Annotated in this window: 22 protein-coding genes and 1 tRNA gene; 5 read left to right on the top strand and 18 right to left on the bottom strand. The window is 72.0% G+C overall.

The window, feature by feature from the left end; translation table 11 throughout:
- Window positions 1–114: 114 nt before the first annotated feature.
- From ACFT4A_RS06135 to ACFT4A_RS06115, 5 genes are all read left to right on the top strand, one after another.
- Window positions 115–927 (top strand): SAM-dependent methyltransferase, encoded by an 813-nt coding sequence (locus tag ACFT4A_RS06135; protein ID WP_382826388.1) that lies wholly within the window; start codon window positions 115–117, stop codon window positions 925–927.
- 16 nt (window positions 928–943) lie between these two features.
- Window positions 944–2,347: a glutamine synthetase gene (locus ACFT4A_RS06130; protein WP_382826387.1), complete on the top strand. Its 1,404-nt coding sequence runs from the start codon at window positions 944–946 to the stop codon at window positions 2,345–2,347.
- 1 nt (window position 2,348) lies between these two features.
- The gene (locus ACFT4A_RS06125) at window positions 2,349–3,488 is read left to right on the top strand and encodes an amidohydrolase family protein (protein WP_382826386.1); all 1,140 of its coding nucleotides are present in this window, start codon (window positions 2,349–2,351) and stop codon (window positions 3,486–3,488) included.
- Window positions 3,489–3,564: 76 nt separating this feature from the next.
- On the top strand, window positions 3,565–4,101 hold the full coding sequence (locus ACFT4A_RS06120) for an NUDIX hydrolase family protein (RefSeq protein WP_215117242.1): 537 nt from the start codon (window positions 3,565–3,567) through the stop codon (window positions 4,099–4,101).
- 31 nt (window positions 4,102–4,132) lie between these two features.
- Window positions 4,133–5,134, top strand: coding sequence for a glycoside hydrolase family 43 protein (locus ACFT4A_RS06115; RefSeq protein ID WP_382826385.1), 1,002 nt, complete (start codon window positions 4,133–4,135; stop codon window positions 5,132–5,134).
- Window positions 5,135–5,202: 68 nt separating this feature from the next.
- Here the strand turns inward: ACFT4A_RS06115 and ACFT4A_RS06110 are convergent.
- The 18 genes from ACFT4A_RS06110 to ACFT4A_RS06025 all read right to left on the bottom strand — a co-directional run bounded on the left by ACFT4A_RS06110 (window position 5,203) and on the right by ACFT4A_RS06025 (window position 22,386).
- A tRNA-Pro gene (locus ACFT4A_RS06110) sits at window positions 5,203–5,276 on the bottom strand.
- A gap of 108 nt (window positions 5,277–5,384) precedes the next feature.
- A complete protein-coding gene (locus ACFT4A_RS06105; protein WP_382826384.1) occupies window positions 5,385–5,744 on the bottom strand; it encodes an MmcQ/YjbR family DNA-binding protein in 360 nt (119 codons plus the stop codon).
- Between the two features lie 30 nt (window positions 5,745–5,774).
- A complete protein-coding gene (locus ACFT4A_RS06100; RefSeq protein ID WP_382826383.1) occupies window positions 5,775–6,308 on the bottom strand; it encodes a GNAT family N-acetyltransferase in 534 nt (177 codons plus the stop codon).
- Complete coding sequence (locus ACFT4A_RS06095) at window positions 6,305–6,883, bottom strand: helix-turn-helix domain-containing protein (RefSeq protein ID WP_382826382.1); 579 nt, start codon at window positions 6,881–6,883, stop codon at window positions 6,305–6,307. Before ACFT4A_RS06095 ends, ACFT4A_RS06100 begins: the two co-directional genes overlap by 4 nt.
- Before the next feature lie 46 nt (window positions 6,884–6,929).
- Window positions 6,930–7,847 (bottom strand): LysR family transcriptional regulator, encoded by a 918-nt coding sequence (locus ACFT4A_RS06090; RefSeq protein WP_382826380.1) that lies wholly within the window; start codon window positions 7,845–7,847, stop codon window positions 6,930–6,932.
- Window positions 7,848–7,873: 26 nt separating this feature from the next.
- Window positions 7,874–9,076 carry a glycine C-acetyltransferase gene (locus tag ACFT4A_RS06085; RefSeq protein WP_382826379.1) on the bottom strand — a complete coding sequence of 401 codons (1,203 nt, stop codon included), beginning with the start codon at window positions 9,074–9,076 and terminating at the stop codon, window positions 7,874–7,876.
- Between the two features lie 48 nt (window positions 9,077–9,124).
- Entirely contained in the window at window positions 9,125–10,153 is a 1,029-nt protein-coding gene (tdh, locus tag ACFT4A_RS06080) for an L-threonine 3-dehydrogenase (RefSeq protein ID WP_382826377.1), read from the bottom strand.
- Window positions 10,154–10,335: 182 nt separating this feature from the next.
- The gene (locus ACFT4A_RS06075) at window positions 10,336–10,908 is read right to left on the bottom strand and encodes a GAF domain-containing protein (RefSeq protein WP_359889626.1); all 573 of its coding nucleotides are present in this window, start codon (window positions 10,906–10,908) and stop codon (window positions 10,336–10,338) included.
- Between the two features lie 61 nt (window positions 10,909–10,969).
- A complete protein-coding gene (locus ACFT4A_RS06070) occupies window positions 10,970–11,599 on the bottom strand; it encodes an ATP/GTP-binding protein (RefSeq protein WP_382826376.1) in 630 nt (209 codons plus the stop codon).
- Window positions 11,577–11,948 (bottom strand): DUF742 domain-containing protein, encoded by a 372-nt coding sequence (locus tag ACFT4A_RS06065; RefSeq protein ID WP_189726304.1) that lies wholly within the window; start codon window positions 11,946–11,948, stop codon window positions 11,577–11,579. Before ACFT4A_RS06065 ends, ACFT4A_RS06070 begins: the two co-directional genes overlap by 23 nt.
- Before the next feature lie 2 nt (window positions 11,949–11,950).
- Complete coding sequence (locus ACFT4A_RS06060; RefSeq protein WP_215117258.1) at window positions 11,951–12,385, bottom strand: roadblock/LC7 domain-containing protein; 435 nt, start codon at window positions 12,383–12,385, stop codon at window positions 11,951–11,953.
- Window positions 12,386–12,471: 86 nt separating this feature from the next.
- Complete coding sequence (locus ACFT4A_RS06055; protein WP_382826374.1) at window positions 12,472–14,337, bottom strand: sensor histidine kinase; 1,866 nt, start codon at window positions 14,335–14,337, stop codon at window positions 12,472–12,474.
- Window positions 14,338–14,868: 531 nt separating this feature from the next.
- Window positions 14,869–16,905, bottom strand: coding sequence for an FAD-dependent oxidoreductase (locus tag ACFT4A_RS06050; protein WP_382826372.1), 2,037 nt, complete (start codon window positions 16,903–16,905; stop codon window positions 14,869–14,871).
- 6 nt (window positions 16,906–16,911) lie between these two features.
- Window positions 16,912–18,507: a class I tRNA ligase family protein gene (locus tag ACFT4A_RS06045; protein WP_382826370.1), complete on the bottom strand. Its 1,596-nt coding sequence runs from the start codon at window positions 18,505–18,507 to the stop codon at window positions 16,912–16,914.
- Entirely contained in the window at window positions 18,504–18,872 is a 369-nt protein-coding gene (locus ACFT4A_RS06040) for a cupin domain-containing protein (protein WP_382826368.1), read from the bottom strand. Before ACFT4A_RS06040 ends, ACFT4A_RS06045 begins: the two co-directional genes overlap by 4 nt.
- Before the next feature lie 58 nt (window positions 18,873–18,930).
- Window positions 18,931–20,286 carry a lysine N(6)-hydroxylase/L-ornithine N(5)-oxygenase family protein gene (locus ACFT4A_RS06035; protein ID WP_382826367.1) on the bottom strand — a complete coding sequence of 452 codons (1,356 nt, stop codon included), beginning with the start codon at window positions 20,284–20,286 and terminating at the stop codon, window positions 18,931–18,933.
- A gap of 11 nt (window positions 20,287–20,297) precedes the next feature.
- Window positions 20,298–21,596, bottom strand: a complete 1,299-nt coding sequence (locus tag ACFT4A_RS06030) for an MFS transporter (RefSeq protein WP_382826634.1) — start codon at window positions 21,594–21,596, stop codon at window positions 20,298–20,300.
- Between the two features lies 1 nt (window position 21,597).
- The gene (locus ACFT4A_RS06025; protein ID WP_382826365.1) at window positions 21,598–22,386 is read right to left on the bottom strand and encodes a class I SAM-dependent methyltransferase; all 789 of its coding nucleotides are present in this window, start codon (window positions 22,384–22,386) and stop codon (window positions 21,598–21,600) included.
- Between the last annotated feature and the right edge of the window lie 20 nt (window positions 22,387–22,406).

The raw sequence follows: 22,406 nt of genomic DNA, 5'->3' as shown, positions 1-22,406 counted from the left end.
ATCCGCCGACCGCCTCCCCGCCTCCGCCGATTCCCGGGACAACGTGATCACCGGAACGGCACAATGGCGGCGATGACCGGTCCTCCGGTCGCTCGTGCGAGGAGAGGAAGAGACGTGAGTGAGAGCCACACCCCGCCGAGCGGCTCGGCGCGGCTGAACACCGGTGTGGCGCACAACGCGCGGGTGTGGAACTACTGGATCGGCGGCAAGGACAACTACGAGGTCGACCAGCAGGTCGGCGAGCACGTCGCCGGCATGTTCCCGATCATCCGGGACATCGCCCGGGCGGACCGGGACTTCCTGGGCCGGGCCGTGTCGTTCCTGGCCGGCGAGCGCGGAGTGCGGCAGTTCCTCGACATCGGCACCGGGCTGCCGACGGCGGACAACACCCACGAGATCGCCCAGCGGATCGCGCCCGACTCACGGATCGTCTACGTCGACAACGACCCGATCGTGCTGGTGCACGCCCGCACCCTGCTGACGGGCACCCGGGACGGCGTCACCGCCTACATCGACGCCGATGTGCACGACCCGGACGCCATCCTCGAACGGGCCGGGCACACCCTCGACTTCGACCGGCCCGTCGCCGTCATGATGCTGGGCATCCTCAATTTCGTGCTGGACACCGAGAAGGCGCGGGACATCGTGCGCCGTGTGATGGCCGCGGTCCCCTCCGGCAGCTTCCTGGTCCTCACCCACCCCACCTTCGACGACGAGCTCGGCGGCGCGGGCCAGATACCGGCCATGAAGTTCTGGAACGAGAACGCCACTCCCCCGATCACCGCCCGCGGCGGCGAGGACATCGCCGCTTTCTTCGACGGTCTCGAGCTGCTCGAACCGGGCATGGTGTCGTGCGGTCAGTGGCATGCCGAGGACGGCTCGGCCGTGCTGGTACCGCAGTTCGGCGCGGTGGCCGTGAAGCCCTGACCGGAGGAAGAGGCGTATGACCACCCTTGCCGATCCCGTGCCCGGCGGCCGCCCCGGCGACGTCGAGCGGGCCACCGCGCTGAGCGGCGAACTCGCCGGCCGGGGCGTGCACGGCGTCGTGCTCGCCTACGTCGACACCGCGGGCATCGGCCGGGTGAAGACCGTCCCGACGGCCCGGCTCGCCTCCGCCGCGGCCTGGGGCGTCGGCATGTCCCCGGTGTTCGACACGTTCCTGGCGAACGACTCCATCGTGACCACCGACGTCCTCGGCTCCCCCGACGGCGACCTGCGTCTCTACCCCGACCTCGACCAGCTGGTGGTGCTGGCCGGGCAGCCCGGCTGGGCGTGGGCGCCGGTCGACCGGATCACGCAGGAGGGGGAGCGGCACCCCGGCTGCACACGCACGTTCCTGCGCCGGGTCGTCACCGAGGCGGCCGAGCGGCACGGTCTCTCCTTCCGGGCGGCCATCGAGATCGAGTGGACCGTGGCCCGCGGCGACGCACCCGACGACGCGTTCGTGCCCGCGACGACCGGCCCCGCCTACGGCGCCACCCGGCAGGTCGAACTGGGCGACTGCACCGCCGACCTGCTGGCGGCCTGCGCGGCGCAGGGCATCGACGTCGAACAGGTCCATCCCGAGTACGCGGCGGGGCAGTTCGAGATCTCGGTGGGTGCGCTCGATCCGGTGGCGGCGGCCGATCGCAGCGTGCTGGTGCGGCAGACCGTGCGCGCGGTGGCCCAGCGGCACGGGCTGCGGGTCTCCTTCGCCCCGGCGGTCGTGGGACAGGGCGTCGGCAACGGCGGCCATGTCCACCTCTCCGCCTGGCGTGACGGCGTCAACCTGCACTCGGGGGGCGAGGGCCGGTACGGCATGACGGCCGAGGCGGAGTCGTTCACGGCCGGCCTCCTCGCCCATCTGCCCGCCCTCACGGCCGTGACCGCCCCGAGCCCGGCGAGCGGTCTGCGGCTCAGGCCCTCCCAGTGGGCCGGTGTGTTCACCGCCTGGGGCCGCGAGACCCGGGAGACCGCCCTGCGCGTCATCACCGGCACCACGGGCCTGCGCGACCAGGCGGCCAACCTGGAGATCAAACCGGTCGACCTGGCGGCCAACCCCTATCTCGCGATCGGCTCCCTGATCGCCGCCGGGCTGGACGGCCTGACGTCGTCCGCCGCCCTGCCCGGGGAGATCACCGGGGACCCGGCACGGCTGGCCGAGGCGGAGGCGGCGGCCCTGGGCGTACGGCGGCTGCCGGTCTCGCTGCAGGAGGCCGTCGAGGAGTTCCGCGCGGACGAACCGCTGCGGGCGGCCCTCGGACCGGTCCTGGCCGACGCGGTGATCGCCGTACGGCGGGGCGAACTGGCGTCCGTGGCCGGGCTGGACGACGACGAGGTGGCGGCGGCCTACCGCTGGAAGTACTGACGTGGGCGCGGTCCGCGAGACCCTCGACGCCCTGCGTCTGGTCGACCACCACTGCCACGGCACCGTCACCGCCGACCTCGACCGCGCGGCCTTCGAGTCGCTCATCACGGAGGGCGACGTCTGGCCGGGCTTCTCCCCCTTCGACAGCCCCGTGGGCGTGGCCGTGCGCCGCCACTGCGCTCCCCTGCTGGACCTGCCCCGGCACGCCCCGGTCGAGGAGTACCTCGCCCGCCGCTCCGAGCTGGGAGGGCACGAGGTGCGGCGGCGCTTCCTGCGCGCCTCGGGAACGGACGTCCTCTGCGTCGACACCGGCTTCGCCGCCCACCGGCTCACCACCCCGCCCGAACTCGCCGAGGCCGCGGGCGGGTCCGCGTACGAGGTCGTACGGCTGGAGGCGGTTGCCGAATCGGTGCGGACCGCCGGGGTGGAGCCGGACGCGTACGCGGACGTCTTCCGCGCGGCCGCGCTCGACGCCGTGCGGCGGCCCGGCGTGGTGGCCGTGAAGTCGGTGGCGGCCTACCGCACGGGCTTCGACCTGGACCCGGCCCGCCCCTCGGACACGGAGGTCACCGAGGCGGCCCGGCGCTGGTCCGGGCGCGGGGGCCGTCTCGCCGACCCGGTCCTCGTACGGCACCTGCTGTGGACCGCCGTCGACCTCGGCCTGCCGCTCCAGTTGCACACCGGGTTCGGCGACAACGACATCCGGCTGCACCGGGCCGACCCCGCCCACCTCACGGACTGGCTGCACCTGACCGCCGGGACGATCCCCGTGCTGCTGCTGCACTGCTGGCCCTACCAGCGGCAGGCCGCCTATCTCGCGGCGGTCTTCGAGCAGGTGTACCTCGATGTCGGTCTCACCCTGCACTACGTCGGCCCCGCCCGGGCCGGCGCGGTCCTCGCGGAGGCGTTGGAGATCACACCGTTCCGCAAACTGCTGTACAGCTCCGACGCGTACGGTGTGGCGGAGTTCTTCCACCTCGGGGCGCTGGCCTTCCGGCACGGGCTCGCGGGGCTGCTCCAGGAGCGGGTGGACGCCGACGAGCTGTCCCTGCCGGACGCGCTGCGCATCGCGCGGTGGGCCGGGCGGGACAACGCCCTGCGGGTCTACCGGCTGCCGGACGACATGCCGGGAGGGGATTAAGACGGCGTGGGGCCGGTCACAGTTCCCCTGGAGCGGCTATCCAGGAAGTCCGAACGGCTGAAAGTATGATCAAGCAATGTCTGACATGACCGATACCACGCCCGGCTGGCTGTCCTCCGACGAACTGGAGATGACACGCGCCCGCATGCCGATCCTGTACGTCGAGGCCGTCCCGGTACGCGTCGACGACAGCGGCGAAGTCACCAGTGTCGGTGTGCTGCTGCGCATCGGGCCCGACGGAACGGTCAGCCGGACGCTGGTCTCCGGCCGGGTGCTGCACCACGAGCGCGTCCGCGACGCCCTCCTGCGCCATCTGGAGAAGGACCTCGGCCCGGTGGCGCTCCCCCGCGTCCCGGCGTCGCTCCAGCCCTTCACGGTCGCGGAGTACTTCCCGACGCAGGGGATCACGGCGTACCACGACCCCCGCCAGCACGCGGTGTCGCTGGCCTACATCGTGCCGGTGACGGGCGACTGCCGGCCTCGGCAGGACGCGCTCGACCTGGTGTGGTTCAGCCCGCAGGAGGCCGTCTCCGAGGCGGTGCAGAGCGAGATGCCGGGCGGGCACGGAGTGCTGCTGAAGCAGGCGCTGGCCCATGCGGGCTGTGTGATCTGACGAGGGCGGGCCCTTACGAAGGGGTGAGCTGATGCGGCTTCCCGACATGCCGCTGCACGATCCGTTCGTCGTCGCCGACGAAGAGACCCGCACCTACCACCTCTACACGTCCAACGTCCCCTCCGTGTCGGGCGTGGACGGCACCGGCACGATGGTCTACCGCAGCCACGACCTGCGCGACTGGACGGCCCCCGTGGTGGTGTTCCGGACCGCAGGGCAGGAGGGGATCTGGGCGACGGACGGCGCGTGGGCGCCGGAGGTGCACGCGTGGGACGGCAGGTACTACCTGTTCACCACGCTGCACAACGAGGACCGACCGCTCCCGGTCCCGCCGCCCAACCAGTGGGGTGTCCCGTTCCGGACCCCGACCCATATGCGCGGCACGATCACGGCGGTCTCCGACTCGCCGCTCGGCCCGTTCACCGTGCTCGACCCCGCACGCCCCGTCCCGCCCGAGCACCTCATGACCCTCGACGGCACGCTGTACGTCGACCCGTCCGGGCAGCCCTGGATGGTGTACGCGCACGAGTGGCTCCAGACCGTCGACGGAACGATGGAGGCGGTCCGGCTGGCCCCGGACCTGTCCCGGACGACCGGCGACCCGGTCTACCTCTTCAAGGCCTCGGACGCGCCCTGGACCGCCGAGCAGATCCCCGCCGGCGTACCGCACCAGCTCGCGCCCTACATCACCGACGGCCCTCAGCTGTACCGCACCCCTGACGGGTCGCTGCTCATGCTGTGGTCGACCTACGAGAAGAACACGGCCGGCGAGGACGGCACCGTCAGCGGCGGCTACGTACAGACCTACGCGGTGTCGAGGTCCGGGGACGTCCGAGGCCCGTGGGAGCAGCGCCGGCCGCTGGTCCGCGACGACAGCGGCCACGGCATGCTGTTCCACACCTTCGACGGCCGGCTGATGATGATCCTCCACCGGCCCTTCGAGAACGCCCGCGGGAAGCTGTACGAGATGCGGCTGAGCGGTCACGAGCTGGAGATCCTGCGCCGACGCGACGACCTCGACGGTGGCGGCTGACGCCACAACGCTGACGCCGGAACGCAATCAGCGGGCCTGCCTTCCGGCAGACCCGCTGGTCGATTCTGTCGGGACGACAGGATTTGAACCTGCGACCCCTTGACCCCCAGTCAAGTGCGCTACCAAGCTGCGCCACGTCCCGTTGCCCGTCTGACCTGGGGGTTCCCCCGGCCGAACGCGCAGGGAAACAATACCGCACTCGCGCCGGTGATCGCGCATCCGTTTCCGGGGGCCGGCCCCCGGGGGGACGTCACTCCTCCGTCGGGAGTCCCAGCCGGGGATGCGCGTCCAGGAGCCGGTTCGGGGCCGCCTGGCGCCAGGAGTCGGCGAGGACGACCCGCAGCTCGCCCTCGTCCTCCAGTGCGTCGAGACGGGCCCGCACCCAGGCGAACGACGCCTCGTGGTCGGCGATCCAGAATTTCTTCGGCTCGGCGAGCACCAGTTCGTCCCGCTCCACCTTGGGGCAGCGCACGGCGACGGACGTCTCGTCCTCGGGCAGCGTCGCGAACATCTTTCCCGCGACCCGGAAGGTGGGCATGCTCCAGGCGATCTTCTCCGTCGTGTCCGGCAGGGAGAGGGCGATACGTCGTACGTCTTCGGCATCCGGCATGGCAGGCACGGTAGCCCCTCCCACTGACAGTCACCTGGTGAGAGCGCCTGCGGGGATGCGCTTGTAGTAGATCGTCGTCGGCCGGAGCACTCCGTCGGGGCTCGCCGCGTAGTCGGGGATCGCGCCGATCGCGGTCCAGCCGGCGGACCGGTACAGCCGCTCGGCGGGGCTGCCGGTCTCGGTGTCCAGGTGCAGGAGGGTGACCCCGGCCGCCGCTGCGGCGTCCTCCGCAGTCGCCAAAAGCCTGCGGCCGAGGCCGCGCCCGCGGGCGTCCGGGTCCACCATGAGCTTGACGAGTTCGGCGCGGTGCCGACTGTTGGCCTTGCCCGGGAAGGCGAGGCTCACGGTGCCCTGCACCCGGTCCCCGTCGTACGCGGCCCACACGACGAGCCGGCCCGCGGCCACGTCTGCGGCCCGCTCCGCCCACCAGGCGAGAGCCTCCGCGCGGTCGAGCGGGGCGAGGAAGCCGACCGAGGCACCGGTGTCGACGGTGGCGGCCAGCAAGTCCGCCAACTTCCCTATGTCCGCTGCCAGTTGCGCTTCGCCGAGACGATTGACGATCACGGCCGCACCACCGCCAGCAGGTACCGCACGCCCTCGGGAGCGGCGCACCGGAACCGGGTCGGCCCCCACACGCGCATGCGCAGGCAGTCGCCGGTGCCGAGGTGGTGTTCGGCGTCCTGCGCGGTCACGTCGAGGGCGCCTTCCAGGACCCAGATGTGCTGCTCCAGGCCGGCGACGGGCGGACGATCGTAGGCGATGTCGGCGCCGGGTGAGAGGCGGGCCTCGACGAGTTCGCCGCGCAGGGCGGAGTGCGGCGGGGACACGGACCGCCGTACGAATCCGGAGGCCTGGTCCTGCCAGCGTGGCTGGTCGGTCGCCCGCACCACGGGTGCCGGTTCGGCCTCGACCTCGCTGAGCAGCTGGGACATGGTCCGCCCGTAGACGGCGCACAGCCGGTTCAGCAGCGAGGCCGTGGGACTGATCTCCGCCCGCTCGGCCCGGGACAGGGTGGACCTGCTCACTCCACTGCGGTCGGCCAACTCGCCCAGGGACCAGCCGTGTTCGGCCCGCAGCTCGGCCAGGAGGACACCCAGCCGGGTGTCGACGGGGTCCGCACCATCGCCATCGGTTCTCATATTCGGGACGCTATCCCGGATATGAGACAACCGGGTTTCGCGATCCTCACACCGGCAGCGGCTGCGCCTGTCCCACCGCACCGAGCGCGTCCAGCACCGGGCGGATCAGGGGATGCTCCTCGGCTCCCCGGCGGACGGCGGCGAAGACCCGCCGGGTGGGTGCGGTGCCGTCGACGGGGCGGACGACCACGCCCGTCAGGTCCATGCCGCGCAGCGCCGAGCGCGGTACGAGGGCGACACCGGCGTCGGCGGAGGCGAGGGCGACGACCGCGCGGAAGTCGTCCGAGGAGTGCTCCATACGAGGCTGGAAGCCGGCGTTCTCGCAGGCCAGGACCACCACGTCATGGCAGGGGTTGCCGGGGTACGGGCCGATCCAGGGGTCCTTGGACAGTTCGGCGAGCGGGACCTCCGGCGCGCCGGACAGACGGTGGGTGACCGGCACGACGGCGTCGAAGGGCTCGGCGTACAGCGGGACGTGGGCCAGTCGCGGGTCGTCGGCGGGCGGGGCACCGCGGTACTCGACGGCGACGGCGACATCGACCTGCCGGTCCAGCACCATCGGCAGGCTGGCGTCGCCCTCGGCGTCCTGGACGCGGAGGCGGATCCCGGGCGCGGACTCGGCGAGCCGGGCCACCGCGGGCGCCACGACCAGGGCGATGCCGGTCGCGAAGGCGGCGACCGTGACGGTGCCCGCCGCTCCCGAGCTGTACGCGGCCAGCTCGGCCTCGGCCCGCTCCAGCTGGGCGAGGACCGCGTTGGTGTGGTTGAGCAGGATCTCACCGGCGGGGGTGAGCCGTACGCCCTTGGCGCCGCGTTCGACGAGCCGGTGCCCGGTCTCCTGCTCCAGCGCGGCGAGCTGCTGGGAGACGGCCGACGGGGTGAGGTACAGCGCGGCGGCAGCCGCCGTCACCGTACGGTGGTCCGCCACCGCACGGAGGATGTGGAGCCGCCGCGCTTCGATCATGCGATCGATTGTCTCAAACGCGCCGCTCAGGCCTGCTCGGCGTCCAGCTCGGCCCGTGCCGCCACGAACGCGTCCACCGCGCGGTTGACGTCCTCGGTCGAGTGCGCGGCCGAGAGCTGGACCCGGATCCGGGCCGCCCCCTGTGGCACGACCGGGTAGGAGAAGCCGATCACGTACACGCCGCGCTCCAGCAGCAACTCCGCCATGCGCCCGGCGACGGCCGCGTCACCGATCATCACCGGTGCGATGGCGTGGTCGCCGGGGAGGACGTCGAAGCCCTCCTCGGTCATCCGGCCGCGGAAGAGGGCCGTGTTCTCGGCGAGGCGGACGCGCAGGTCGTCCGCGGACTCCAGCAGGTCGATGACCTTCAGGGAGGCCGCCGCGATCACCGGGGCGAGCGTGTTGGAGAAGAGGTACGGCCGGGAGCGCTGGCGCAGCAGGGCGACGATCTCGGCGCGGGCCGCCACATAGCCGCCGGACGCGCCGCCGAGGGCCTTGCCGAGGGTGCCGGTGATGATGTCGACGCGGTCCATGACGCCGTGCAGTTCGGGCGTGCCGCGCCCGCCGGGGCCGACGAAGCCGACGGCGTGCGAGTCGTCGACCATGACCATCGCGTCGTAGCGGTCGGCCAGGTCGCAGATCTCGCGCAGCGGCGCCACATAGCCGTCCATGGAGAAGACGCCGTCGGTGACGATGAGCCGGCGCCGCGCGTCGGACGCCTCCTTCAGACGGGCCTCCAGCTCGGCCAGGTCACGGTTGGCGTAGCGCAGGCGGCGGGCCTTGGACAGCCGGATGCCGTCGATGATCGACGCGTGGTTGAGCGCGTCGGAGATGACCGCGTCCTCCGGACCGAGCAGCGTCTCGAACACGCCGCCGTTGGCGTCGAAGCAGGAGGAGTACAGGATCGTGTCCTCCTGGCCGAGGAACGCCGACAGCCGCGCCTCGAGTTCCTTGTGCACCTCCTGCGTGCCGCAGATGAAGCGGACGGAGGCCATGCCGTAGCCCCAGCGGTCCAGGGCCTCGTGGGCGGCCGCGACGACCTCGGGGTGGTCGGCGAGGCCGAGGTAGTTGTTGGCGCAGAAGTTGAGGACCTCGCCGGGACGGCCGCCCGCGGTGACGTTCACGGTGGCCGACTGCGGGGTGCCGATCACGCGCTCGGGCTTGTGCAGACCGGCGGCGCGGATCTCGTCGAGGGTGACGCGCAGGTCGTCGCGCACGGAGTCGAACATGAGGGCTCCTGAAAGGGTCGCGGAGAAACGTGCTGAAAGAAGGGGGAGTTACGCGGTCCAGTCGAGGATGACCTTGCCGCCGAGGCCGCTCGCCGCGTCGGCGAACGCCGCCTCGAAGTCGCGGAAGCCGTACCGGCCGGTGATGACGGGCGAGAGGTCGAGGCCGCCTTCGAGCAGCACGGACATCGCGTACCAGGTCTCGAACATCTCGCGGCCGTAGATGCCCTTGACGGTGATCATCGAGGTGACGATCCGGGCCCAGTCGACGGGGAACTCCTCGGCGGGCAGGCCGAGCATGGCGATCCGGCCGCCGTGCGTCATGTTGGCGATCATGTCGCGCATGGCCTCGGGGCGGCCGGACATCTCCAGGCCGATGTCGAAGCCCTCGCGCAGACCGAGCGTGCGCTGTCCGTCGGCGATGGTCGCGCCGGAGACGTCGAGCGCGAGGCTCACCCCGATCTTGCGGGCCAGCTCCAGCCGCTCCGGACTGACGTCGGTGATCACGACGTTGCGGGCGCCGGCGTGCCGGGCCACTGCCGCGGCCATCAGCCCGATGGGACCCGCGCCGGTGATCAGGACGTCCTCGCCGACGAGCGAGAACGACAGCGCGGTGTGCACGGCGTTGCCGAACGGGTCGAAGATCGCGGCCACGTCGAGGTCGACGGGCACCCGGTGCACCCAGACGTTGGCGGCGGGCAGCGCCACGTACTCGGCGAACGCCCCGTCCCGGCCCACGCCCAGCCCCACGGTGGCCCGGCACAGATGACGGCGGCCCGCCAGGCAGTTGCGGCACTTGCCGCACACCAGATGTCCCTCGCCGCTCACCCGGTCGCCGATGCCGATGTCGGTGACGTCCCGCCCGGTCTCCACGACCTCGCCGACGAACTCGTGCCCCAGCACGAGCGGGGTGCCGATGGTCTGCCGCGCCCAGCCGTCCCAGGCTCTGATGTGCAGGTCGGTGCCGCAGATACCGGTGCGCAGCACCTTGATCAGTACGTCACCGGCCCCGACGGCGGGCTCCGGGACGTCCGTGAGCCACAGCCCGGGCTCCGCCTTCTCTTTGACCAGTGCCTTCACCGCTGGGGCTCCTGAGGGTGAGTCCCGGCTCCGGGCATGCCGAAGAAGCCCCTGGGCCGGGAGAGGAGTGGGATCGCACTGCAATCTGCCGTACTGCGGCCGCACCGGTCCATCGAGACTTTCTTAAGCGCCGCCTCAGCTTTCCTTCACGCCCCCAGGGGAGGCCGCGCGAACCCGGGCGGTCAGTAGGGCAGCGAGCCGTCCAGGCCCTCCAGCCTCAGGACGAGCTGCGCGGCGTGTTCCTTGATGGCCGTCAGGCCCGGCTTCCCCCAGGGCCGCGGCTCGACGTCGGCGACACTGACCGTGCCCAGCACCAGCCCCGTGCCGTCGAGGAGCGGTGCCCCCAGATAGGAGCGGATGCCGAACTCGTCGACCACCGGGTTGCCCGCGAACCGCGGATAGTCGCGGACGTCCTCCAGGACCAGGGCCTTGCGTCGCGCCACCACATGGGGGCAGAAGCCATGGTCGCGGGGCAGGGCACGGCCCACCTGAGGGCTGGTGCCGTCGCCGCGCACCACCGGCGCGACGGCCGGGACGTACAGGCCCGCGTAGAACTGCCGCTGCTCGTCGGGGAAGTTGACCATGGCGTAGGGCGCCCCGGTGAACTCGGCGAGGCGGCGCGCGAAGGCGTCGAGCGCGGGTTCGGGACGCTCACCCAGGCCCAGCCGGCGCAGTCGGTGGGTGCGGGCGGGGGCCTCCTTGTCCTCGGGGGTGAGCAGCAGACGACCGGCCGGGCGCGGCGGGTCGTAGCTCATGGGCGTACTCGCGAAGTGTGGGCATGCGTCATACAGGGGCTCCGTGGCAGGTGTGAGGGGGTCACATATGGGCGCTGTACCCCGTCGTGGGGGCCGGGGTGTGGGCGATGAGGTGGCGGACGAGGGTCAGCAGGGTCCGGACCCCGGAGCTGGAGATCCGGGCGTCGCAGCACACGACGGGGACGTCCTCGGTCAGGTCGAGGGCCGCGCGCACCTCCTCGGGGTCGTAGCGGTGGGAGCCGTCGAACTCGTTGACGGCGATGATGAAGCCGAGGCCGCGCTGTTCGAAGAAGTCGACCGCCGCGAAACACTCCTCCAGACGGCGGGTGTCGGCGAGGATGACCGCCCCGAGAGCGCCCTCGCACAACTCGTCCCACATGAACCAGAATCGTTCCTGGCCGGGTGTGCCGAACAGGTACAGCACATGTTCGGGGTCGAGGGTGATGCGGCCGAAGTCCATGGCCACGGTCGTCTCGACCTTGTTCTCGATGCCGTCGAGGTTGTCGGTCGCGGCACCGACGGTGGTGAGAAGCTCCTCCGTGCTGAGCGGCGCGATCTCGCTGACCGCGCCGACGAAGGTCGTCTTGCCCACGCCGAATCCGCCCGCGACCAGGATCTTGAGCGCGGTGGGGAACGGATCGGCGCTGCCGCGCGGTCCGTCGGCGTAGTCAGAGCTGTCGTCGTAGTCCATCGAGCACTGCCTCCAGAAGAGCCCGGTCCGTCGGGTTGTGGTAGAACGCGGGGGGCTTGGTGGTCAGCGCCCCGCAGTCCACGAGATCCGCCAGCAGCACCTTGGTGACGGCCACCGGCAGTTTCAGATGGGCGGCGACCTCGGCGACCGCGACGGGCGCGCGGCACAGGTCGAGCGCCTGGGTGTGCTCGAGGCCGAGATAGCCGAGGGGGGTCGCCCCGGTGGCCATCAGCTGCGACATGAGGTCGAGCGCGACGGTGGGACGGGTGCGGCCGTTGCTGACGGTGAACGGGCGCACCAGCCGCCCGGCCGCGTCGTCGAGCCAGGGCCCGTCACCGGCCGCCGTCACGGTCAAGGCCTCATCGCCGGGGGTTCGACGGACTGCTGCCGGGGAGCGGTGACCAGGTAGGGGCGGACGCTCTTGACGAGCATCGCCATCTCGTAGCCGAGCACGGCCGCGTCGGCCTCGCGGCCGGCGAGCACGGCCAGGCAGGTGCCGGAGCCGGCGGTGGTGACGAACAGCAGGGTCGAGTCGAGTTCGACGACGACCTGCCGTACGTCACCGCCGTCGCCGAAGCGGACGCCGGCGCTGCGGCCGAGGGAGTAGAGGCCGGAGGCCAGCGCGGCCATGTGGTCGGCGCTGTCCGGGTCGAGGCCGTGCACGGACTTCACGAGCCCGTCGCAGGACAGGAGCACCGCGGCGTTCGTGTGCGGTACGCGCTGCACGAGGCCGCTCATCAGCCAGTCGAGATCGGACACCTGCGCGGTCGGCGCATCACTCGCCATCGTGGATCGACTCCTTGGGGTACGAAGGTCTGCGGGAGCGCTGGGGGCGGGGGTGGACATGGGTGTGGGGGTGGATACGGGGGTGGTCATCCGGCGGGTGCGCTCCCGTCCTGCCGGGTGGTGGTGCTGTGGTCGGTGTGCGCCGCCTCGGCGAGGCTGATGCCGCGCTGGAAGGCCGCCATCAGGCCGGGGTCGTGGCCGACGAGGTGCTCGGGGTCCTGGCGCGGCGTGGGACCGTCGCGCAGCTGGGGTGCGATGTGCTCCTGGGCGCGGCGGCGGGGCAGTTGGGGTTTGCCCATGGTGCCGCGCACGGCGCCGTTGCGGGGGGTGGGCGGCTCGGTCACGTTCCCGGCGAGGACGCGCCGGTCGTCCGGGCCGATCCCGGGACGTGCCTCGGCCGGGGTGGGCCGTTCCCGACGGGTGCCGCGCATGGGCAGGGGCGCGGGGTGGCCGTTCTTCGGGGTGCCGCCCGAGTCCGGTTCGGTTTCCCGCTGGTGCGCCCGGAACGCGATGGGTGCGGGGGGCGGGACCGACGGCACTGGCTCGGACGCGGCACCCGACACGGACGAGAATCCGTATGCCGTCGAGGCCCCTGACGCGGGAGCGGATCCGGAATCGGGCGGGCCGCCGTGGCCCATCCCGCCGGCCACCGCCACCGCCGCCTCGGTCGAGGACGGCCTCCCGGACTCCGCTGCCGGCTCGGACTCAGGCTGCCCGGTGCCCTCCGGCGCGCCGGCCCGAGCCCCCAGCAGTGCCTGCGGCACGACGAGCACCGCCTGCACTCCGCCGTAGATGTTGGTCTGGAGGCGGACGTTGATGCCGTGCCGCCGGGCGAGCTGTGAGACCACGAACAGGCCGATACGGCCGTCCGCGAGAAGCCGGGCGACGTTCACCTGGTCCGGGTCGGCGAGCAGGGCGTTCATCCGCGCCTGCTCCTCGACGGGCATGCCGAGTCCGCGGTCCTCGACCTCGACGGCGAGCCCGGAGGTGACGAGGTTGGCGCGCAGCAGCACCTGCGTCTGCGGGGCGGAGAACACCGTGGCGTTCTCGACGAGTTCGGCCAGCAGGTGGATGACGTCGGCGACGGCGTGGCCGCGCAGGGTGCCGTCGATCGGCGGCACGAGTTTGACCCGCGAGTACTGCTCGACCTCGGCGATCGCCGAGCGCAGCACCTCGGTCATGGAGACCGGGTTGCTCCACTGGCGGCGGGAGACCGCCCCGCCGAGCACGGCGAGGTTCTCGGCGTGCCGGCGGATGCGGGTGGCGAGATGGTCGACGTGGAAGAGCCCCTTGAGCAGCTCGGGGTCCTCCATCTCGTTCTCCAGCTCGTCGAGGATGGAGATCTCACGGTGCACCAGTGACTGCAGGCGCCGGGCGAGGTTGACGAACACCTCGAGCTTCTGTTCGCTGCCCGCCTGGCTGGAGAGCTGTGCGGCCTCGACGACGGCGGTGAGGGCGCCGTCGTGCGCACGGGTCAGGTCGGCGGCGAGGAGGTCGAAGTCGTCGGAGTCCTCGGCGGGACCGCCGCGCTGCTCGTCGGGAGCGTGCTGCGGCGGGCCGTCGCCGCGGCGCAGCGTCTCGACCAGGGTGCGCAGATCGGCCTCGCGCCGCTCGGTGGTGCGGCGCAGGACGCCGACGCGGTCGTGCACGGACCGGGCGGCCCGGTTGGCGGCCACCGCGGCGACGACGACGGCGACGAGGGTCACCGAGACCGCCCCGGCGAGCACGGCCCACAGCGTGGGGCCCGGGCGCGCTCCGGTGGACCGGACGGTGAAGAGGACGGCGGCGCAGCCGCTGAGGGCGACGGCGACGGGCGGCAGCACGGCGAGACGCAGCAGTTGGGGCCGTATGTGGGTCTCGGGCAGCGCGGGTGCGGTGCGGGCGGCCGGCCGCCCGTGCCGCCCGCCCTCACGGCGGTCTGCGCGTGGGGCCGGGGCGCGGAGCTGAGACATCGGTGTCCTCGTACTGGTCCGTCGGTCCGGGGTGCCAGGGGGGCTCGCGGGCGTGCGATCGGGCTCGCGTGGCCGCTTCCGCGCCCTCCGGGGCGCCTGTCCGGACGCTCCCCGACTCCGCCCGGCTCCGACGCGACCGGGATCCGGGTCCTGGCCCGGGCCGGAGGCCACGGCCGTGGCCGTACCGGCGTCGGTGGTGCGTGGGCGGCGGGGCTCCCCGTCGCGTCGACTCCCTCGTCCGCCTTGCGCCTGCACGTGCCGGTCCCCGCTCCCTGATCCGTCCTGCTTCCCGACGGCCACTGACAGTAGTCGCCAGCGCATCATGTGCGGTGGGCAGTTGACAAACTCATACGCTGAGCGTCCCGCCCTGGTATGAGGTCTCGCACGACAGACCGATAATTCCGCCCCGCACCCGGCCATGAACAGGCACAGTCCGATCCGACCTGGTCAGAAGCGGTCACACGGAAACGGCGAGGGCCGGGGAGCCTCTCGCTCCCCGGCCCTCGTCGACCGCCTGCGGCCCGCTCCCCGTCAGCCCGCCGGGAGCGTTTCGGGGTTCTCGGCGCCCTTCGCCGACCCACCCCGACCGTCACTCACCGTATCGGCCTGGGCCATGGCTGCCGCGTCCGCAGCCAGCTCGGCCGCCGCTTCCGCCGCCGCCGGAGCCGACTTGAAACCGGAGCCCGACCAGCCCGCGGCCACCACGGTGTGCGGAAGGCCGGGCACGGGTCCCAGCAGAGCTGTCGGACCGACGTACAGATCGCGGCCACGTACGCTGGTGAGCGCCCTCGCCGCGGTCAGGAACGGCAGCCGCGAACGCACCCGTTCTCGGAGAAGGCCGATCTGAGCAGCCGTCAGGGCCGTGTCGGCGGCGGGCGGCACGTCCCACTCCTCGACCGGGAACCCGGCCAGCACCGCGTCCAGGCCGTCGGGCCGCGCCCACATCCCGGTGGTCAGGTCGACCAGCGCGGGGAGCGGGGAGCTCCCCGTCCCGGTCGGCCGCTCGAAGATCGCGTACTGGATCCGTTTGGTGCGGGCGGTGTGCCCGGCAGGCCAGTGTTCACCGAGCAGTCCGGGCGTGCCGCAGCCCGCCGCCAGCACCGCCGCCGCCGCGTGCAGCCGGCCGTCCACGACGACTCCGGAACCGGCGTCTGCGGCCAGCGTCCGCGCCGCCGGGCCGTGCACGATGTGCGCCCCGGCGCGGCGGGCCCGGTCCGTCATCGCGGCCAGCGCCACGACCGCCACCGCGTACCCCCCGCCCGGCTCCCACACCGCGCCCTCGAGACCTTTGCCCTCGATCAGGGGCCAGCGGCGGGTCACGTCGTCGATGTCCAGGACCTCGGCGGCAAGGCCCCCGGCGACCAGGTCGGCGACTCCCTCGTCCGCGGCGGCCCTGCCCCCGGGCCCGAACAGGACCAGCGAGCCGGTCCTGCGGAACCCGTGGGCGGCCGCCCGCTCTTCGGTGCCCCACAGAAGCTGGAAGGATCTGATCGCCCGGACCCGCTCGGCGGTGTCGGCCTCATAGGCGCGCACCAGTGCCCCGGACACCGTGCTGGCGGCGTCTCCCTCGCCGTCCAGCAGCGCCACCGACCGTCCGCGCTCCGCGACTTCGGCCGCCGTCGCCCTGCCGACCACGCCCGCCCCGACCACGGCTACGTCGAAGGAAGCCCGAGGCGTGGGAGGGACGGCGACGGGCAGCACCTCCCAGCCCGCGCCGGGCGAGCCGGCCACCGGCTCACCCCGCGCGTCCAGCGCACAGGCCAGTTCGCCCCGCACGGTCTCCACCAGCCGCTCACCACGGCGCTCCGGATGCTTGCCGAGAGCTCCTGCCAGCGCCGCGCAGGCCGCCACGACCCGTGCCGCGGGTCCTCCGGTCAGCCGCGCGACCCGTACGCCCTCGACGGCGGCCCCCGCGAGCTCGGCGAACTCGGGTATGTCGCAGTCGTCGGTCGCGACGATCCACTGTCCCGGATCCGGCGGCGTCCGGCTCCGCAGCAGTGCGGCCGCCCCGTGGTGGACACCGCACAGGGCGATCGCCGCCCCCGGGGTCGCGCGCCACTCGGAGTGGACACCCACCGACAGCTCCGGCTCGGCGGCCTCCCGCAGGAGTCCGGCGAGCCGCAGCCCGTAGCCGGTACCGTCGTGCACCACGTCCAGGCGCTCGTGCCCCTGCCCGCGGCAGGCCGCCACCACGGCCGCGGCCTGCCCGGCGTCGTCGGAGCACAACCTCAGCGCGAGGCCGTCGGACCCGTCGAGCAGGCCGGGGGCCGTGGCGAGCGGCAGCAGCACCGGCAGCCGGTGCTCCCTGTAGACCGGCAGGGCGTCGCGGGCACCGAGGCTGTTGAAGTGGCCGACGACCGCGGCGAACCCACCGTCGGAGACGACCTCGCGCGCCCTGGCTCCGCCCTGCTCCGCGTCACCCAGGTCGTCGAAGAACTCCCACTCGACCGGGGCCCGGCGCACCGCGTCGACCGCACTGTTCAGGAGTTCGCCCCAGGCTGCGCGCGGCCCGCTGAAGGGCCCCACCACGGCCACCCGGGGGCGCAGGAGCACTTCCCGTGTTCGCATCGGCCGTCAGCTCCCGAAGACCGGGCCGTCCGGCAGCGTGAGCACCGTCCCCGCCGGGGGCGGGGCCAGTGCCGCCGCGTCCACGCGCCGCGCGGGGTCCCACCCCAGGGCCTCGCTCAGCCGGGCGGCGCCCATGGGGACGACCGGGGCGGCCCAGGCGGCCAGCGCCGATGCCACGGCGAGTTCGCCGCTCAGGGCGGCCCGATACGCGTCGCGGCCCGCGGGGCGTTCCCGCTCGTGGCGGTGGACATGTCCGAAGTCCGCCCCGCAGCGGACGACTTCGTCGAGGAGACCGACCGCGCGGCGGGTGTCGAAACCCTCGACGGAGTAGGCCTCGCGCAACTCGCCGCAGAGGCGAGTGAGGCGCGCTTCGAGCAACTCCCAGCCGTCGGCTCCGGCCGGTCGCTGGGCCGGGGCGACGCCGCCCGTCTCCGCGCGCAGGGCCTGGACCAGGCGGTTCAGCCAGTCGTTCCACACGGTGTCGAGGTGCTCGCGAGCCTGGACGAGGTCGCCGCGGCTGAAGTTGGTCTGGCGGCCGTTGGGCCGGTCACGCAGCACGTGGAAGCGCAGGGCGTCGGCACCGCCCTCCTTCAGCGCCTCCAGCGCCCACACGGCGTGCCGGCGGCTCGTGGAGAACTTCTTCCCCTCCAGCCGGTAGAACTCGTTGACGACGAACGCCCTGGCCAGCGGCATCTCCGGGTCCCAGGCCATGAAGAGCGCCGGGAAGAGGACGGCGTGGAAGTAGCCGTTGTCGTAGCCGAAGAACTGGACCGGGCCGACGGAGGGCCGGGCGGAGTCGGGATCGCACTGCAGGAGGTACCCGGGCGCCATCTCGAACCACACGAAGGTCCGCTGGTCCTCGAAGCCGGGCACGGTCACCGGGACGCCCCAGTCGGAGGGGTGGCTGACCGCGATCTCCGGCATGCCGTCCCCGAGCATCCGCTCGCACAGCGCGCGCAGGTGCGGCGGCATCAGCGTGTCCCGCCAGAAGCGGGCCAGGCGGTCGGCGAAGGGCGCCAGCGGCAGGTAGAGGCGGGTCTGCGGGCGCAGCTCGGCCGCCGCACCGCACACGACGCAGTGCGGGTCGACGAGGTCACCGCAGTCGTTGGGCCGACCGCACGGCTCGCAGGCGTTGCCGTTGGAGCCACTGCCGCAGTGCGGACAGCCTCCGGAGACGTACGCCTCGTAGAGCCAGCGGTCGCAGGGCACGCAGTAGGGGAGCGGCCGGGTGCGGGGCACCAGGACCCCGTTGTCGTACAGCTTCTGGAAGAAGGCCTGGACGAACTCGGCGTATCCCGGGTCCCTGCGGGGCGCGACCAACCGGTCGAAGTCGGCTCCGACGAGTTCCCAACCGCGGCTGATGCGCTCGCCGTTGAGGTCCGCGATCTCCTCGCCGGTGTGCCCGTCGAGTTCCCCCCGCACGGCGACGTAGCTCTGGTGGTCGTCGAGGCCACTGGTCATCAGGACGCGTTCGCGCTCGGCGAGAGTGAAGCGGCGCAGCACGTCGGCCGCGAGGTAGGGGCCCGCCATGTGGCCCACGTGCAGTTCGCCGTTGGGCGTCGGCGGGGTGGCGGTGATCCAGGTGAGGGTGGACGCGCTCATGACTCGTCCCCGTTCCTCGGGTTCTCCGGCTCGTGCAGGGGCCAGTAGAAGGAGACCCAGCTGAGGCCGGTGTCGCCGGAGTTGTGCACGACGTGGGCCTGGTTGCGGGGTATGACCAGCACCGTGCCGGCGTCGATGGCGGCGCTGTCGTCGCCGACGTCGACCGTGCCCCGGCCGCCCAAGGTGATCATCACCTCGTCCTGGTCGTGGCAGTCGGGCGCGGATCTGTCTCCCGCGGAGAGGAAGCAGGCCATGGCGCCGAAGGGCGGCTCCTCGCCCGGCCCGGCCCAGGGCACCAGACGCTGGCAGGCCATGCCGAACTCCGGTGCCGCGTTGTCTTCGTGGATTCGGAATGTCGTGATCATGTGCCTCTCGTTCTCTCAGCACGCGTTGGTGGGGCGTCCATCGGTCCCGGCCCGGCGGTCAGTAGGCCTTGACCGGGGCGGCGTCCTGCCGTGCGACGGCCGGGTCCACCGCGTGTCCGGCGCGTTCCAGCACGGAGTCGAGGATCTCGCCGGCGCGTACGGCGGCGTTGGACAGCAGTGAGGAGGTGATGCCGTGGGAGTGCTCGGTGGCTCCGCAGAGGTACACGCCCGCGTCGGTCTCGGACGCGGTGGCGACCCGGTAGTCGCGCTCGACGAGCAGCTTGCCCTCCGCGTCCCGGCGCAGCAGGTCTCCGGCGGGGCCGAGCAGATCGAGCGGGTCGGCCGCCCGGTAGCCGGTGGCGCAGACCAGCAGATCGGCCTCCAGGTCGGTGGTGCGGCCGGTCGGCTGGTGATGGATGGTCAGCTTCACGGATTCGTCGGATTCCTGGACGTCACGCATCACCGAGACGTTGTGCAGGAGCAGGCGCTCCACTCCGACGATCTTGTCCTGGTAGATCCGGCGGTACATCTCCTCGATGAGGTCGACATCCACGACGGAGTAGTTGGTGTTGGCGTGGTAGCCGAAGAGCGAGCCCTTCACCTGCGGCGGCGCACCGTGGAAGTCGTCGACGGCCGAGGGGTCGAAGATCCTGTTGGCGAAGGGGCTGTCGTCGGCCTGGCTGTAACCGAACCGGGAGAAGACCGCGTGCACTTCGGCCGCCGGGTAGGCGCGGTGCAGGTGGTCGGCGACCTCGGCGGCGCTCTGTCCCGCCCCCAGGACGACGAATCGGCGCGGGGTACGCGTCGACGCGTCCAGGCGTGCGAGGTCGTGCAGCGTGGTCGAGCTGTGCCGTACGTGCGCGGAGACCTCGAGCCCGCTGGGCATACGAGGGACGAGGCCCGGGGCGAGCACCAGGTTGCGGGCCCTCCTGACGACCAGTTCGCCCGTGTTCTCGTCGCGGGCGATGACCTCGAAGTGGGTGACGGCCCCGCCCTCGGCGACGGGCCTGGCGGAGACCATCTCGTGGCCGTAGCGCACCAGCTGCTCCAGCTGGCCGGCGCACCACGAGAGGTAGTCGTGGAACTCCACCCGGGACGGATACAGGACCTTGTGGTTGATGAAGTCGACGAGCCGGTCCCGGGCGTGCAGATAGGGAACGAAGCCGAAGCGGCTGACCGGATTGCGCATCGTCGCCAGGTCCTTGAGGAAGGCCACCTGCATGGTGGCGCCCTCGATGAGCATGCCGCCGTGCCAGTCGAACGCCGGTTTGCGTTCGAGGAACTCGGCGGTGAGCGGGACTCGGCCGCCGGTCTCGTTGTGTTCGGTGACGGCGATCGCGAGTGCCAGGTTGGCCGGGCCGAACCCCACGCCCAGCACGTCGACGACAGGGCTGTCCGTCCGCGACGAATCCATGTGTTTCCCTTTCAGTCTTGTGCCGGCCCCACGAGTTCGGAGCCCTCCCCGTCGAGCACGGCCCGTTGCCGGGCGCGCGCGACCAGGACGGTGCGGTACTTGAGGAGGATCACGATTCCGAAGAGGCCGTAGAGCGCCGCGACACCCCAGCTCGAGACGACCGCTCCGAGGGTCATGCACAGGGAGGCGATGAGCAGGGCGAGGCGGACGTTGAGGTTGAAGACCGCCATGTACTTGGTGCGCGACCGCTCGGGGACCAGGTCGGCCAGCATGGTCTGCTGCACGGGCACGTTGAGCAGCTCGCCGACGGTGAGGACCAGCATGGCCACGAGCAGTACCCAGCCGTTGCCCGACACGGCCATCACCATGTAGCCGGCGGTGAACAGGATCACGCCGGCGTACAGCCGCGGCGCGTCGCTCATCCGGCGCAGCACCCGGTGGACGACCAGGGCGAGCAGGACCACCAGGAGCGTGTTCTCGGCGCGCAGGATGCCGAGGATCTCCACTCCGTTGACCGTGGCGTCCCAGGAACCGAAGCTGAACAGCCGCTGTTCCTCGAAGGTCTCGCTCACCCGTACGTTGATGTAGTAGTTGATCTGTACTTCGATTGCCATCCGCAGGGTGGCCGCGATGAGGAGCGCCGAGAAGAGCCGGTCGGCGAGGACCGCGCGGTATCCGGAGGCGAAGCTGCGGACGTAGGCGCGCGCCGACTCGGCCTTCTCCGAGGCCGCACCGGCCGGGGCCGTCTCGCTGATCTTGAAGAACGTGATCAGCAGCACGGCGAGCGAACCGGCGGCGACGCCCGCCAGCATCTGGGGGAAGTAGTCCGCGTACAGGAAGCCGCCGATGAGAACGCCGCAGGCGAGGGCCAGGTTGATGGACCAGTAGTTGATCGTGTACACGAACTGCCGTGACTCGGGGGTGCTGACGTCGACGACCATCGCGTCGTTCGCCGGCACCGCGAGGTTGGACGCGAGGCTCGCGGCGAGGAAGCCGGCGTAGATGACGCCGGCGTTCTCCCACCAGGGCATCGCGGCGGCTGTCATCGTCACGTACGCGACGACGACACCCGCCTCGCCCGCCAGCAGCAGCGGACGGCGGCCGTGGATGTCGGCCAGGTAGCCACCGATCAGCGATCCCGACACCTCGCACACCGCGATGACCAGGACCATCGCGCCCGCCACCGCAACACCGAACCGCTGGGCCAGGAACACGGTCATCAGGGGCATGACCATGACGTGGAGGAAGCGCTGCACGGATCCCACGACGATGCGAATGCGGAGGTTGGGGTGCAGTGACCGGAATTTCATGTCAGGCACGCACTCCGGTGTAGATGTCGTAGTACTCGCCGTCGACGGGCGTCTTGTGCACGTCGACGAGGCCGCAGCCCTTGAGGATCTCGACGAGCTGGTCGTGGCGCAGATAGCGGGAGCGTCGCTGGAACTCGTGGCGGCTGCCGTTCACCGTCAGGGTGCTCGACCAGGTGCGGATACCCGTGGACCGGTCGATCGAGATGGACTCGGCGATGTCGACGGTGTGCTGCCCGATGCGCAGGGTGGGGTGGACGACCGACTGGTCCTCGCGCCGCTCCAGGTCCGCCGCACGCGTGATGTCGACGTAGAAGCGCCCGCCAGGACGCACGCAGGCCACCCACTGCCCGATGGCCTCGGCCATCTCGGCCTGGTCGGCCAGCCCTTCGTCGTCCCAGGCGCCGGCGTAGATGTAGTTGCCCCCACCGCGGTTCATCACCACGTCGAAGCCCTCGGCGTGCCGGCGCGGGAGGTCCTCCCACAGCACGAGTTCGGGCCGGACGTCGAGACCCTCGACGCGGGCGTTGCGCCGGAAGTGCGTCAGCATCAGTTCGCTGCCGTCGGTGCAGGTGACGTCATAGCCGCGGCGGATCAGTTCCAGGGCGGGAAAGCCGCTTCCGCAGGCACAGTCGAGAATGCGGAGGCCCTCCGCATCGCCCAGCCACTTGGCTATTCCGTCGGCGGTCTCCTCACGGTCGAACTCGAAGAGCATGCACAGTTCCCACAGCGTTCCGATATCCGGCTCACCGGCATCCAGAGCCGCCTCGATGCGCGCATCGGAAACTGACACGACTTCACTGTTCGTCAGGG

This window comes from Streptomyces sp. NPDC057099, from assembly GCF_042671245.1.
In the GTDB taxonomy this organism is placed as follows: Bacteria; Actinomycetota; Actinomycetes; order Streptomycetales; family Streptomycetaceae; genus Streptomyces; species Streptomyces purpurascens.
The sequence above is the reverse complement of the archived record's forward strand: the minus strand, read 5'-3'. Positions and strand labels throughout refer to the sequence as shown.

Coding starts and splice junctions, on each gene's coding strand:
- ACFT4A_RS06130 (WP_382826387.1), top strand. CDS start 944: ATGACCACCCTTGCCGATCCCGTGCCCGGCGGCCGCCCCGGCGACGTC.
- ACFT4A_RS06120 (WP_215117242.1), top strand. CDS start 3,565: ATGTCTGACATGACCGATACCACGCCCGGCTGGCTGTCCTCCGACGAA.
- ACFT4A_RS06115 (WP_382826385.1), top strand. CDS start 4,133: ATGCGGCTTCCCGACATGCCGCTGCACGATCCGTTCGTCGTCGCCGAC.
- ACFT4A_RS06105 (WP_382826384.1), bottom strand. CDS start 5,744: ATGCCGGATGCCGAAGACGTACGACGTATCGCCCTCTCCCTGCCGGAC.
- ACFT4A_RS06095 (WP_382826382.1), bottom strand. CDS start 6,883: ATGAGAACCGATGGCGATGGTGCGGACCCCGTCGACACCCGGCTGGGT.
- ACFT4A_RS06090 (WP_382826380.1), bottom strand. CDS start 7,847: ATGATCGAAGCGCGGCGGCTCCACATCCTCCGTGCGGTGGCGGACCAC.
- ACFT4A_RS06085 (WP_382826379.1), bottom strand. CDS start 9,076: ATGTTCGACTCCGTGCGCGACGACCTGCGCGTCACCCTCGACGAGATC.
- ACFT4A_RS06075 (WP_359889626.1), bottom strand. CDS start 10,908: ATGAGCTACGACCCGCCGCGCCCGGCCGGTCGTCTGCTGCTCACCCCC.
- ACFT4A_RS06070 (WP_382826376.1), bottom strand. CDS start 11,599: ATGGACTACGACGACAGCTCTGACTACGCCGACGGACCGCGCGGCAGC.
- ACFT4A_RS06060 (WP_215117258.1), bottom strand. CDS start 12,385: ATGGCGAGTGATGCGCCGACCGCGCAGGTGTCCGATCTCGACTGGCTG.
- ACFT4A_RS06055 (WP_382826374.1), bottom strand. CDS start 14,337: ATGTCTCAGCTCCGCGCCCCGGCCCCACGCGCAGACCGCCGTGAGGGC.
- ACFT4A_RS06050 (WP_382826372.1), bottom strand. CDS start 16,905: ATGCGAACACGGGAAGTGCTCCTGCGCCCCCGGGTGGCCGTGGTGGGG.
- ACFT4A_RS06045 (WP_382826370.1), bottom strand. CDS start 18,507: ATGAGCGCGTCCACCCTCACCTGGATCACCGCCACCCCGCCGACGCCC.
- ACFT4A_RS06040 (WP_382826368.1), bottom strand. CDS start 18,872: ATGATCACGACATTCCGAATCCACGAAGACAACGCGGCACCGGAGTTC.
- ACFT4A_RS06035 (WP_382826367.1), bottom strand. CDS start 20,286: ATGGATTCGTCGCGGACGGACAGCCCTGTCGTCGACGTGCTGGGCGTG.
- ACFT4A_RS06030 (WP_382826634.1), bottom strand. CDS start 21,596: ATGAAATTCCGGTCACTGCACCCCAACCTCCGCATTCGCATCGTCGTG.